This is a genomic window from Microbacterium paraoxydans (assembly GCF_020524545.1).
GTDB lineage: Bacteria > Actinomycetota > Actinomycetes > Actinomycetales > Microbacteriaceae > Microbacterium > Microbacterium paraoxydans_C.
In genome coordinates, this window is record NZ_JAIVLG010000004.1 from 82311 (window position 1) to 95261 (window position 12951).

Consider the following 12951-nt stretch of genomic DNA (forward strand, 5'->3'; position numbering starts at 1 on the left):
CCGCGCATGGAGATGAAATGATCGCCCTGACGCTCGCTGAGATCGCCGCCGCAGTCGGCGGTGAACTGCGCGTGGCCGGAGAAGACACCGCCGAGACCGTCGTCGACGGGATCGTGGACACCGACTCCCGCACGATGGTCCCCGGGTCGATCTTTGTCGCGAAGCCGGGCGCGGAGACCGACGGCCACCGGTTCGTGGACGCGGCAGTCGCGGCGGGAGCCGCCTTGGCGATCGTCGAGCACACCGTCGACGTCCCCGTCAGCCAGATCGTGGTGCCGGACGCCGTCGCGGCTCTCGGCGCCCTCGCGCGCGAAGTCGTTTCCCGCGTCCGCGCCGAGGGCCGCCTCCGCATCGTCGGCATCACCGGCTCGAACGGCAAGACGACGACCAAGAACTTCCTCGCGCGCATCCTGGAGGACGAAGGCGAGACCGTCGCGCCCGTCAGGTCGTTCAACAACGAGGTCGGCGCCCCCGTCACCATGCTCCGCGTGACGAAGAGCACGCGCTTCCTCGTCAGCGAGTTCGGCGCGGCCGCGCCGGGGAGCATCGCGCACCTCGCGGGCCTGGTGGAGCCGGATCTCGCCGTGGTCCTCATGGTCGGCATGGCCCACGCCGGAGGTTTCGGCGGGATCGAAGCGACGGCCAAGGCGAAGTCGGAGCTCGTCTCGGCCGCACGGGTGCCCGGCACGGCCGTGCTCAACATCGACGATCCGCGAGTGGCCGCGATGAAGGACCTCGCGCTCTCCCGCGGCTTGAACGTCGTCGGCTTCGGCCAGAGCCCCGTCGCCGACGTGCGCGCGCTCGATATCGAGGTATCGGCAGCGGGTACATCCTGCATCGTGGAGATCGGCGGTGAGCGCCTGCCGCTGCGGCTTCGCGTGCTCGGAGCGCATCACATCACCAATGCGCTGGCGGCGATCGCCTCCGCTGTCGTGCTCGGCGTCGCTCCGGCAGAGGCCGTCGCGCGTCTGGAGACGGTGGAGATCGCCGAGCGATGGCGCATGCAGCCGCTCGGCAGTGACAGCGTCCGCATCATCAACGACGCCTACAACGCGAGCCCGGACTCGATGGCTGCGGCGCTGCGCACCCTCGCCCAGATCACGGGCCCCGACGAGCGGACGGTCGCCGTGCTCGGGGCGATGAGCGAACTCGGCGAGAGCGCGGGGGAGGAGCACGATCGGATCGGTCTGCTCGCCGTGCGTCTGAACATCCAGCGGATCGTCGTCGTCGGGCCGGAGGCCAGGCGACTCTATCTCGCCGCCGTCGGCGAAGGCTCCTGGGACAGCGAAGCCGTGCACCTTCCCGACCAGGACGCGGCGTACGAGTACCTCCGCACCGAGCTCCGCGACGGCGACCGCGTGCTCGTGAAGTCATCCAATTCCGTGGGCCTCCGGCATCTCGGCGATCGTCTGGGAGAATTGTTCTCGTGAGGTCTCTCATCATGTCGGCGGCGATCTCGCTCGCCTTCACCCTGTTCCTGACCCCCGTCTTCCTCCGGCTCTTCCGGAAGTGGGGCTGGGGGCAGGTCATCCGTACCCCCGAGTCGGTCCACAATCCGAGCCACGAGGCGAAGCGCGGGACCCCCACGATGGGCGGAGTCATCTTCATCCTCGGCTCGATCGTGGGCTACTTCACCGGCGTCCTGGTCAGCGGCGAGGTCCCCGCACTCTCGGCGCTTCTGGTGATCTGGCTGATGGTCGGCTTCGGTGCCGTCGGCTTCATCGACGACTACATGAAGGTGCGCAGCCAGCGGAGCCTCGGGCTGTCGGGCTGGCGCAAGATCATCGGCCAGCTCATCGTCATGATCCCCTTCGGCATCGTCGCCCTCAACTTCCCGAACAAGTGGGGGCAGACGCCTGCGAGCTCCGCGATCTCCCTCTTCCGCGACATCACCTGGCTGAACCTCTTCGCCTTCGGCGTGGTGCTCGGATGGATCCTCTACCTCGTGTGGATCTCGGTCATCGGCGTCGCCACGTCGAACAGTGTCAACCTGACGGACGGTCTGGACGGTCTCGCAGCCGGTGCCGGCGTGATCGTCGTCGGCGCCTACAGCGTCATCGCGTTCTGGCAGTTCAAGCAGCCCTGCATCGGCGGTGATCCCGATGCGCTCGGCGGATGCTACGAGGTCCGTGATCCCTTCAACCTCGCCATCATCGCGGCCTCCGTCGCGGCGAGCCTCATCGGGTTCCTGTGGTGGAACGCCCCCAAGGCGAAGGTCTTCATGGGCGATGTCGGCTCGATGGCGATCGGCGGTGTGATCACAGCGATGGCGATCCTCACCCGTACCGAACTCCTCCTCCTCGTGATCGCCGGGGTGTTCGTGCTGTCTTCCGGCTCGGTCATCCTGCAGCGGGGCTATTTCAAGCTGACCCGTGGCAAGCGCCTGTTCCTGATGAGCCCGTTCCACCACCACCTCGAGATGCGCGGCTGGTCCGAGGTCACGATCGTCGTCCGCATGTGGATCATCGCCGGTCTGCTCGCCGTATCGGCCGTCGGCCTGTTCTACGTCGAATGGCTCACCCGTGTCGACTGAGCGCCTCGCCGGACTCACCAGCTGGAACGCCGACTGGCGCGGTCTCCGGGTCGCGGTTCTCGGGCTCTCCATGACCGGCTTCTCCGTGGCCGACACGCTCACCGAGCTCGGGGCGGACGTCCTGGTGCTCAGCGAATCCGCGGACGAGGAGTACGAGCGTCTGCTCCCGGTGATCGGTGCGCGTCTCGAACTCGGCCCGCTCGCTGAGGTCCCCGCCGTGCTGGTGGATTTCGCGCCGGACGTCGTCATCGCGTCGCCGGGGTTCTCCCCCTCGCACCCGCTCATCCGGTGGGCCCAGGAGTCGGACGTGGCGATCTGGGGCGATGTGGAGCTCGCGTGGCGCGTCCGCGACAAGGTCGTCCGCGCCGACGGCTCACCGGCCGACTGGGTGCTGATCACCGGGACGAACGGCAAGACGACCACGACGCAGCTGACGGCATCGCTCCTCGTCGCGGGAGGCGTACGGGCGGCACCGTGCGGCAACATCGGCGTGCCGGTGCTCGATGCCGTGCGCGATCCCGCGGGCTTTGACGTGCTGGTGGTCGAGCTCTCGAGTCATCAGCTCTGGTACCTCGGTCAGTCCAGCCCCGAGGGTGAGCTGTTCCCGTACTCCGCCGTCTGCCTCAACCTCGCCGATGACCACCTGGTCTGGCACGGCGGCGCGCAGGCCTACCGTGATGCGAAGGCCCTCGTCTACCGGAACACTCGTGTCGCCTGTGTCTACAACAAGGCGGACGAGGCCACTCGCCGCATGGTGGAGGAGGCGGAGGTCGTCGAGGGGGCACGCGCAATCGGCTTCGACCTCGGGATCCCGGGCCCGAGCGACCTCGGCATCGTGGAAGGGCTCCTGGTCGATAGGGCTTTTCTGGACGACCGTGCACGCAGCGCGCTCGAGCTCACGACAGTCGCCGCTCTCGACGAGGCGGGCCTCGCGGCTCCGCACATCGTGCAGAACATCCTCGCAGCGAGTGCGCTGGCGCGCTCCTTCGGCGTGGAGCCGGAGGCGATCCACGCAGCGCTGCAGTCTTTCCGCCTCGACGCTCACCGCATCGAGGTGGTCGCGCGACACCGGGGGATCACCTGGGTCGACGATTCCAAGGCGACGAACCCGCATGCCGCCGCATCGTCTCTGCGCGCCTACCCTGGCGCCGTCTGGATCGTCGGCGGTGACCTCAAGGGGGTGGACATCGCCGAACTCGTCGCCGAGGTCGGCACGACGGCCAGGGCGGCCGTCGTGATCGGCGTGGAACGAACCGCTGTCGTCGCGGCATTCCGGCGACACGCGCCGACGGTGCCGGTGTTCGAGGTGGATGCTGGCGAGACTGGTCAGGTCATGAACCGTGTCGTGGAGATCGCGTCGGGGATCGTCGACGGTGAGGGCACAGTCCTGCTGGCCCCGGCTGCGGCGTCTTTCGACCAGTTCTCCAGTTATGCGGATCGCGGGCACCGCTTCGCCGAGGCGGTGCGGGACTGGATCGACCGGGGGAGCGCCGATGACGCAGGTGTCCCGCCCTCCGCGCTCTGAGTCCGGCGGACTCGCTGCCCGAGTCTCTCTCGGACGTCGCTTCACTCCGGTGTCGACGGAATTCCTGCTCATCGCATCCACCGCTCTGCTCCTGACGCTGTTCGGTCTGGTCATGGTGCTGTCCGCCACCAGTGCCTCCGCCGTCGCGAGCGGTCAGGACCCGATGGGCGGTGTGATGCGTCAAGGGGTGTTCGCTCTGCTCGGCGTCCCCCTGATGTTCCTCGTCAGTCGTCTGCCGGTCGCCTTCCTGAAGAAGATGGCATGGCCCGCGCTCTTCGGCGCCGTCGCGCTGCAGCTCCTCGTCTTCACACCTCTGGGCATCGAAGACGGTGGGAACAGGAACTGGATCAAGATCGCCGGATTCACGCTGCAGCCCTCGGAGTTCCTCAAACTCGCGCTCGCGCTCTGGATCGCCGCGGTGCTGCTGCGCAAACAGGCGATGCTCGGCACCTGGCATCACGTCTTCATCCCGGTGATCCCGGTCGGCGCGCTCGCGATCGGCACCGTGCTCGCCGGAAAGGACCTCGGTACCGCGATGGTCCTGGTCCTCATCCTTCTGGGGTGTCTGTTCTTCTCCGGGGTCAAGCTCCGATTGTTCATCCTGCCCGTGGTTCTCGGCGTCATCGCGGTGCTCGCCTACGCGCTGTCCAGCCAGGACCGCATGCGCCGCATCGTCGCGACGTGCGACGACATGGCGCTGTACGAGGGCGACTGCTACCAGTCGATCCATGGCATCTGGGGCATGGCATCCGGGGGGATCTTCGGGCTCGGACTCGGCAACTCCCAGGAGAAGTACGGATGGTTGCCCGCAGCGGGCAATGACTTCATCTTCGCGATCGTCGGAGAGGAGCTCGGGCTGATCGGCTGCATCGTCGTCCTCGCCCTGTTCACGTTCTTCACGGTCGGCGCGTTCCACATCATCAGGAAGACCCCGGACCCCTTCATCCGCGTCGCGGCCGGAGGCATCACGGTGTGGATCGTCGGCCAGGCCGTGCTGAACATCGGCGTCGTCATCGGTGTCTTCCCGGTGATGGGTGTGCCGCTCCCGTTCATGTCGCAGGGAGGCACGGCACTGCTCGCCGTGCTGATCGCCTGTGGTGTGCTGCTCGCGTTCGCGCGCACGATCCCCGTGACCGAGAAGCAGTCAGCCGAGCGGGGTAGGGTCGCCAGGTGACCTCGTATCTCCTCGCCGGCGGTGGCACCGCCGGCCATGTGAATCCCCTGCTCGCCGTCGCGGATGCGCTCCGCGAACGTGCCCCCGACGACTCGGTCCTCGTGCTCGGCACGGCGGAGGGACTCGAATCGCGGCTCGTGCCCGAGCGAGGCTACGACCTGTTGATCGTGAACAAGGTTCCGTTCCCGCGCCGTCCGAACCGTCAGGCGGCCGCCTTCCCCGGGAGGTTCCGACGGGCGATCGCTCAAGTCCGCGAGCACATCCGTCGGCACGGTATCGACGTCGTCGTCGGGTTCGGCGGGTATGCGTCGGCGCCGGCGTACGTGGCCGCTCGTCGTGAGGGTGTTCCGTTCGTGGTACACGAAGCCAATGCCAAGCCAGGACTGGCCAACGTGCTCGGTGCCCGCCGTGCGGCGGCCGTCGGCGTCGCGTTCGAAGGCACGCCCCTCCGCGGCAGTGAAGTGGTGGGGATGCCCCTGCGCCGCGAGGTGATCGAACTCGATCGTTCGGCAGCTCGCGCGGAGGCGGCGGAGCACTTCGGGCTCGATGCCCAGCGTCCGGTGCTGCTCGTCTTCGGCGGCTCGCTCGGCGCGCAGCGGCTCAACGAGGCTCTGGCGGATTCCTGGCGCGATGTCCTCGCGGCGGGCTGGCAACTGCTGCATGTGACCGGGGAGCGCAGCGAACTGGCGGATCCCGGGGTCGAGGGGTACGCGTTGCGTCGGTACGTGGACCGCATGGACCTGGCCTTCGCACTCGCCGACCTGATCGTGTCCCGCTCCGGTTCGGCGACGGTGAGCGAGATCAGCGCGCTGGGGATCCCCGCGCTGTACGTGCCCTATTCGGTGGGCAACGGCGAACAGCGCCTGAACGCGGCTTCCGCTGTTGCGGCCGGTGCTGCCGAGCTCCTCGACGACGCCACCTTCGACGCAGATGCGGTACGTCGGATCGTCGTCCCCCTGTTGGGCGACAAGGAGCGGATCGACCGGATGGCGGCCGCGGCGGAGACGGCCGGAACGCGCAACGGCACCGAGAACGTGATCACCCTGATCGACCGCGCGCTGCATGCGGCCTGACGCGGTCGACACCGAACGAAAAGTAGACTGAAGCGGACATGATCAGACCCGACCTCTCTCTCCCTCTTCCCGAGACGATCACCTCCGCGCACTTCATCGGCATCGGCGGCTCCGGCATGAGCGGGCTCGCGAAGATGTTCCTCGACGCGGGGATCCGCGTGTCCGGAAGCGACCGCGCCGACAGCGACAACCTGCGGGCGCTGGCCGCGGCGGGAGCCACCGTCCATGTCGGTCACGATGCCGCGTACCTGGGCGATGCCGACACGGTCGTGCACACCGGGGCGATCTGGCCCGAGAACCCCGAGTTCGTCACCGCGAAGGCACGTGGCCTGCATGTGATCCACCGTTCCCAGGCGCTCCATTGGCTGATCGGGTCGCGTCGCCTGGTGTCTGTCGCCGGTGCTCACGGGAAGACGACCTCGACGGGCATGATCGTCACTGCGCTGCGAGAGCTCGGCGCCGATCCTCACTTCGTCAACGGGGGCGTGATCGAGCAGCTCGGCACGTCGAGCGCCACCGGTTCCGGGGATCTTTTCGTCGTCGAAGCGGACGAGTCGGACGGCACCTTCCTGCTGTACGACACCGCGGTCGCGCTCATCACGAACGTGGATCCCGATCATCTGGACCACTACGGTTCGGACGAGGCCTTCCACGACGCGTTCGTCCGATTCGCGGACGCCGCCTCGGAAGCCGTCGTGATCTCGAGCGACGACACCGGTGCTCTTCGCGTCGGAGCGGGGATCAACCACCCGAACGTGCTCACTTTCGGTCAGGCGGCGGATGCGGATGTGCGCGTGACCGACCTCGTGACCGTCGGCGGCGTAGCGGCGACCATCGCCCACGGTGACGAGCAGGTGCGTATGCAGCTCGCCGTCCCCGGTGCACACAACGCCATCAACGCGGCCGGCGTCGTCACGGTCCTGCGCGCTCTCGGATATCCACTCGCCGACGCCGTCCGTGCCGTCGAGGGGTTCGCCGGCACGGTCCGCCGCCTCGAACAGCACGGCGTCGCGCGCGGCGTGACCGTGTACGACGACTACTCGCACCATCCCACTGAAGTCAGGGCGGCGCTCGAGGCGATGCGCAGCATCGCGGGCTCCGGGCGCGTCATCGCGATTCAGCAACCGCACACGTACTCCCGCACGCAGCACATGTATCAGGAGTTCGCCGATGTCCTCGAGGAGCTCGCCGACCACACCGTGATGCTGGACGTCTACGGGGCTCGGGAAGATCCGGTCCCCGGAGTCACCGGGGAACTGGTGAGCAACGCGTTCCGTGACCCGTCGCACGTGCACTTCGTTGCGGACTGGCAGCAGGCTGCCGACTACACGGCTACCGTGGCGCGCGACGGCGACTTCGTCGTCACGCTCGGCTGCGGCAGCGTGTATCAGATCATCCCGCAGGTCTTGGAATCCCTCCGCCGGACCGACGGGGCGTAGCCGATGCGTCGGCCCGCACCGCTTCCGTCCACTCCGGAGACTTCGGGGGAGAAGGGCGCCGCGACGGAGATGGTGCGCCGTCCACGACGACCCGGCGCTGGAGCGGAGGAGACGTCCGCCGCCTCGGAGGAGCGCGAACCGCCGGTGGAAGAGGTGTCGGCCGATGACCCGCAGCCGACGTCGACGCGGGATGTCTGGCGAGCGGCGCGCGCCAGACGCAAGGCGCTTCGCGCAGAGATCCGTCGGTTCACCCAACGCTCCCGGCGGAGACGGATCATCTGGTGGAGCAGCCTGGGTGCCGTGCTCGTCTTGATCGGCGGGAGCGTTGCAGCCGCCTACAGCCCCCTGTTCGCGGTCGAGAAGATCACGGTCGTCGGGGCGACCAGCCTGGACCCCTCCGCTGTCGAGGCTGCGCTCAGCGATCAGCTCGGCACACCGTTGGCTCTGGTCGACTCCAGCGAGGTGAAGGCCGCGCTGCTCGCGTTCCCGCTCATCGAGACCTACGCGCTGGAGGCGCGGCCTCCGCATGATCTGACGGTGCGCATCGTCGAACGCACTCCTGTCGGCGTCATCCGTTCGAATGCCGGCTTCACGCTCGTGGACGCGGCGGGGGTGGCGCTCTCGACCACGCCTGATCAGCCCGCGGGGCAGCCGCTGATCGAGATCGACAGCGGGGTCGACTCCGCTGCCTTCCGCAGTGCGGGCCTCGTGGTGAGGTCGTTGCCGGCAGACATCCGGGCGCAGTTGGCCGGTGTCACGGCGACCACCCAGGATGACGTGACTCTGCGTCTGAGCAGCGGGCTGACGGTCGTCTGGGGGAGTGCGGAGGAGTCCGGACTCAAGGCACTGACGCTTTCGGCTGCGATGGCCGCCCATCCGGGAGCGGGGTCCATCGACGTCACGTCTCCCGAGGTCGCCGTCGTCGGCTGACCGCTTTCGCGGGGGAATGGCGCGACACGCCCACGGGGTTGCGTGCGCGTGGGCAGGCGGCGCTTACCTTCGATCAAGAGAACGCAATACCGGGAAATACTTTACACCTCTACTTGAGGTTTAAGGTTCATCCTTTTCCAGGCTCGAATAATCGGAGGCCGGCCATGAGCCAGAACCAGAACTACCTCGCCGTGATCAAGGTCGTCGGCGTCGGCGGTGGCGGCGTCAACGCCGTCAACCGCATGATCGAACTCGGTCTCCGCGGAGTGGAGTTCATCGCCGTCAACACCGACGCCCAGGCGCTGCTCATGAGCGATGCGGACGTCAAACTCGACGTCGGCCGGGAACTCACGCGCGGACTCGGCGCCGGAGCAGACCCCGAGGTCGGGCGCCGTGCGGCGGAGGACCACGCCGAGGAGATCGAGCAGGCCCTTACCGGTGCGGACATGGTCTTCGTGACCGCCGGTGAGGGAGGCGGCACCGGAACCGGTGGTGCTCCCGTGGTGGCCCGCATCGCGAAGTCCATCGGCGCACTCACCATCGGTGTCGTCACCAAGCCGTTCTCGTTCGAAGGTCGCCGTCGCCAGAGCCAGGCGGAGGCGGGCGTCGCGAAGCTCAAGGAAGAGGTCGACACCCTCATCGTGGTGCCGAACGACCGTCTCCTCGAGATCAGCGACCGAGGGATCTCGATGATCGAGGCCTTCGCCACCGCAGACCAGGTGCTCCTCGCCGGTGTTCAGGGCATCACCGACCTGATCACGACCCCGGGCCTGATCAACCTCGACTTCGCCGACGTCAAGTCCGTCATGCAGGGCGCAGGATCCGCCCTCATGGGCATCGGCTCCGCCCGCGGCGCCGATCGTGCGATCAAGGCGGCCGAGCTCGCCGTCGAATCGCCGCTGCTGGAGGCGTCCATCGAGGGCGCGCACGGCGTGCTGCTCTCGATCCAGGGTGGGTCGAACCTGGGTATCTTCGAGATCCACGACGCGGCCGACCTGGTCAAGGAAGCGGCGCACCCCGAGGCCAACATCATCTTCGGAACCGTCATCGACGACACTCTCGGCGACGAGGTACGTGTGACCGTCATCGCGGCCGGGTTCGACGGAGGCGAGCCTTCGCTCCGACTGGACCCGATGGTGGTCTCCCGGCCTTCGGCGGCGACTCTCCCCGAGGTCTCTCTCGAGGAGGAGCCGGAGGCGAAGAGCGACGCTGCACCGGCAGAGCCCGTGCAGCAGCGAGTGCCGACCACGAGCATCGAACCGGCTTTCGCGGACGATGACATCGACATCCCCGAATTCCTGAAGTGACCACTGCGGTCGGCGGCCAGGGGCAGGCGAACCTGGCCGCGCGCCTGACGGCGATCGACGAACGCATCGCCGTCGCTGCGCGCGCTGCCGGGAGGGATCCGGCCGAGATCACCCGCATCGTCGTGACGAAGTTCCACCCGGCGTCTCTGGTCCGTGAGCTGCGCGCGCTCGGTGTGCGCGACGTCGGAGAGAACCGGCAACAGGAACTGTCGGCCAAGGGGGCGGAACTCGCTTCCCTCGATCTGACCTGGCATTTCATCGGTCAGGGTCAGACGAACAAGGCCGCGGCCATTCGGCGCAGCGCGGACGTCGTCCATTCCGTCGACCGTGGACGCTTCGCTGACGCTCTCGATCGCGCGGCGGATGACGATGGTCTCCTCGACGTGCTCGTGCAGGTCAACCTCACGGACGATCCCGGCAGAGGGGGAGCGGCGCCCGCTGACGCGGTCGCGCTGGCCGAGCACGTGATGGCGCTGCCTTCGCTCCGTCTTCGGGGCGTCATGGCGGTCGCGCCATTGGATGAGGAACCCGGCGCCGCATTCGCGCGTCTGCGTGACGTCGCTGACGGTGTCCGCGCCGTCGAGCCCTCCGCCTCGTGGATCTCCGCCGGGATGACCGGCGACTTCGTGGAGGCGATCACCGCTGGCGCGACACACCTGCGGATCGGCTCCGCAATCACCGGCCCCCGGCCCGACCGGGGTTAACCTGTGAAAAGACCAGCCCGAAACGTTCGAACCGGAGGACACGATGGGTAACCCGCTGAAGAAGACCATGGTGTATCTCGGCCTCGCCGATGAGGAAGAGGTCTACGAGGAGGAAACGCAGGCTCGCGCTCACCGCGAACGCGAGCGCGAGCGCGACCGTGAGGAGCCGGCTCCGGCTCCCGTCACGCCCCTCCGTCGTCCCGTCGCCGTCCGCCAGCCCTCTGCAGGAGCCGTGAACGAGATCCTCACCGTCCACCCCAAGCAGTACCGCGACGCTCAGCTGATCGCGGAGAGTTTCCGCGAGGGCGTCCCGGTCATCATCAACCTCTCCCAGATGAGCGACGCCGATGCGCGTCGCCTCATCGACTTCGCGAGCGGGCTCTCCCTCGGTCTGTACGGCCGCATCGAGCGGGTCACCTCGAAGGTGTTCCTGCTCTCGCCGGAGAACATCGCCGTCTCGGGGCACGGGGGCATCGCGCACGCGGACGCTGAGTCCGCGGGCTTCGACCACTCGTAGCTCGTGCAGCTGGTCTCCGTCGCAGCGAGCATCCTTCATCTGGTGCTGCTGCTGTACATCTTCGTGCTCTTCGCGCGCCTCATCTTGGACTACATTCCGCTCTTCAATCGGGAATGGCGTCCGAAGGGATTCGGCTTGGTCGCCGCTGAAGCTGTCTACACCGTCACCGATCCGCCCATCCGGTTCTTCCGGCGGCTCATCCCGCCCCTGCGGATCGGTTCGCTGTCGCTTGACTTCGGCTTCACGCTCACTCTGCTGATCGTGCTGATCCTGATGAACATCGTGCGCCTGTTCATCCGGTGAACGCCCGGCGATTCGCGCGGGGTCGTCACGCTGACTTCGCGCTCCCGGGTGTCGCGACATCGCGGCGTCGAGGCGCGGGGGCTATGCTGGCACCCAGGTGCGCGCCCCGGGTTCGCGCCACATCACGACCACGCCATACATCGATACTGGCATTCGTACTCATCGAAAGAGGAGCCACTCATGGCACTTACCCCGGATGACGTCGTCACCAAGCAGTTCCAGCACGTTCGCTTCAAGGACGGTTTCGACCCGGACGAGGTCGACGACTTCCTCGACGAGATCGTCATCGAGTGGCGCAAGGCTCTCGAGGAGAACGTCGAGCTGAAGGCGAAGCTGGCCGCCTACGAGTCCGGTGAGGCTCCCGAGGCCGCTGCTCCCGCTGCGGCGCCCGCAGCCCCCGAGGCTCCGGCTCCTGTCGCCGAGGTTCCTGCAGAGCCCGCTCCGACCGGTTCCGCCACTGCGACTGCCGGCATCATCGAGCTCGCACAGCGTCTCCACGACGAGCACGTCGCCGAGGGCGAGGCGAAGCGCAACGCGCTCATCGCCGAGGCCGAGACCGAGGTGGCCCGGATCCGTACCGAGGCCGAGGCCAAGCAGCGCGAGGAGTCGGCACGCCTGGAGCGCGAGCGCAACACGCTCGAGGCTCGCATCACCGAACTCCGCAACTTCGAGCGCGACTACCGCTCGCAGCTGCGCGGCTACATCGAAGGCCAGCTCCGCGAGCTCGACGAGAAGTCGGCGTCCACGGACTCCACGCCCGTCTCCGCGATCGGTCTGTAAGGCGCCCTCTTGTCAGGACGTCGTCCCCTTCGTCGGTCGGCGGCCGGTGCGATCGTTGCGATTCTCGCAGCGATCGTGCTGGCCGCCGATCAGTTTGTGAAGTACCTCACGATCGAGAACCTGCCGCTGCAGGTGCCGGTGCCTGTTCTCGGCGAGTTCCTTCAGCTGTATTACGTCCGCAACCCCGGAGCGGCCTTCTCACTCGGCTCCGAGGTCACCTGGATCTTCACGATCGCCCTCGCGGTCGTCGCATCGATCATCGTGTGGAAGGCGTTCGGGCTCAAGTCCCGCCTCTGGGCCGTCGTTCTCGGCTGCCTGCTGGGCGGCGTGCTCGGCAACCTCACTGATCGACTGTTCCGCGAGCCCGGGTTCCCGGTGGGGCATGTCGTCGACATGATCTCCATGCCGTGGATGATGCCGGCCATCTTCAACGTCGCGGACATCTTCATCGTCACCGGCATGATCTCGGTGGCATTGCTCGTGGTCTTCGGCCTGCGCTTCGACGGCACGCGCGAGCGCGATCATGCGGTGGTCGAGACCGAGGAAGAGGCGGAAGCAGCGGCGATCGCCGCCGAGGCCGCAACCGAGACGGACGCGGACGAAGTCGACGCGGGCGACGATGACGCGCCTTCGGAGGATGCGGCTCCTGCATCGGAAGGCCGCTGA

At 67.7% G+C, this 12951-nt stretch carries 13 protein-coding genes; all 13 read left to right on the forward strand.

Going from position 1 to position 12951, the window contains the following annotated elements:
* Positions 1-17 precede the first annotated feature (17 nt).
* Positions 18-1430 (forward strand): UDP-N-acetylmuramoyl-tripeptide--D-alanyl-D-alanine ligase, encoded by a 1413-nt coding sequence (locus tag LC041_RS09500; RefSeq protein ID WP_226532865.1) that lies wholly within the window; start codon positions 18-20, stop codon positions 1428-1430.
* Positions 1427-2533 (forward strand): phospho-N-acetylmuramoyl-pentapeptide-transferase, encoded by a 1107-nt coding sequence (gene mraY, locus LC041_RS09505; protein WP_226532866.1) that lies wholly within the window; start codon positions 1427-1429, stop codon positions 2531-2533. The genes LC041_RS09500 and mraY overlap by 4 nt, the downstream gene beginning before the upstream one ends.
* Positions 2523-4058 carry a UDP-N-acetylmuramoyl-L-alanine--D-glutamate ligase gene (murD, locus tag LC041_RS09510; RefSeq protein WP_226532867.1) on the forward strand — a complete coding sequence of 512 codons (1536 nt, stop codon included), beginning with the start codon at positions 2523-2525 and terminating at the stop codon, positions 4056-4058. Before mraY ends, murD begins: the two co-directional genes overlap by 11 nt.
* Positions 4027-5232, forward strand: coding sequence for a putative lipid II flippase FtsW (ftsW, locus tag LC041_RS09515; protein ID WP_226532868.1), 1206 nt, complete (start codon positions 4027-4029; stop codon positions 5230-5232). Before murD ends, ftsW begins: the two co-directional genes overlap by 32 nt.
* Positions 5229-6305, forward strand: a complete 1077-nt coding sequence (locus tag LC041_RS09520; protein WP_226532869.1) for a UDP-N-acetylglucosamine--N-acetylmuramyl-(pentapeptide) pyrophosphoryl-undecaprenol N-acetylglucosamine transferase — start codon at positions 5229-5231, stop codon at positions 6303-6305. Before ftsW ends, LC041_RS09520 begins: the two co-directional genes overlap by 4 nt.
* A gap of 38 nt (positions 6306-6343) precedes the next feature.
* Positions 6344-7744 (forward strand): UDP-N-acetylmuramate--L-alanine ligase, encoded by a 1401-nt coding sequence (gene murC, locus LC041_RS09525; RefSeq protein WP_226532870.1) that lies wholly within the window; start codon positions 6344-6346, stop codon positions 7742-7744.
* A gap of 3 nt (positions 7745-7747) precedes the next feature.
* Positions 7748-8674 carry an FtsQ-type POTRA domain-containing protein gene (locus LC041_RS09530; RefSeq protein WP_226532871.1) on the forward strand — a complete coding sequence of 309 codons (927 nt, stop codon included), beginning with the start codon at positions 7748-7750 and terminating at the stop codon, positions 8672-8674.
* A 164-nt stretch (positions 8675-8838) separates the two neighbouring features.
* Positions 8839-9981, forward strand: coding sequence for a cell division protein FtsZ (gene ftsZ / locus LC041_RS09535; protein ID WP_226532872.1), 1143 nt, complete (start codon positions 8839-8841; stop codon positions 9979-9981).
* The gene (locus LC041_RS09540; RefSeq protein WP_226532873.1) at positions 9978-10685 is read left to right on the forward strand and encodes a YggS family pyridoxal phosphate-dependent enzyme; all 708 of its coding nucleotides are present in this window, start codon (positions 9978-9980) and stop codon (positions 10683-10685) included. Before ftsZ ends, LC041_RS09540 begins: the two co-directional genes overlap by 4 nt.
* Before the next feature lie 43 nt (positions 10686-10728).
* On the forward strand, positions 10729-11202 hold the full coding sequence (locus tag LC041_RS09545; RefSeq protein ID WP_226532874.1) for a cell division protein SepF: 474 nt from the start codon (positions 10729-10731) through the stop codon (positions 11200-11202).
* Between the two features lie 3 nt (positions 11203-11205).
* Positions 11206-11505 carry a YggT family protein gene (locus LC041_RS09550; RefSeq protein WP_226532875.1) on the forward strand — a complete coding sequence of 100 codons (300 nt, stop codon included), beginning with the start codon at positions 11206-11208 and terminating at the stop codon, positions 11503-11505.
* Between the two features lie 180 nt (positions 11506-11685).
* Positions 11686-12285 carry a DivIVA domain-containing protein gene (locus LC041_RS09555; protein ID WP_226532876.1) on the forward strand — a complete coding sequence of 200 codons (600 nt, stop codon included), beginning with the start codon at positions 11686-11688 and terminating at the stop codon, positions 12283-12285.
* A 9-nt stretch (positions 12286-12294) separates the two neighbouring features.
* Positions 12295-12951, forward strand: a complete 657-nt coding sequence (gene lspA / locus LC041_RS09560; RefSeq protein ID WP_226532877.1) for a signal peptidase II — start codon at positions 12295-12297, stop codon at positions 12949-12951.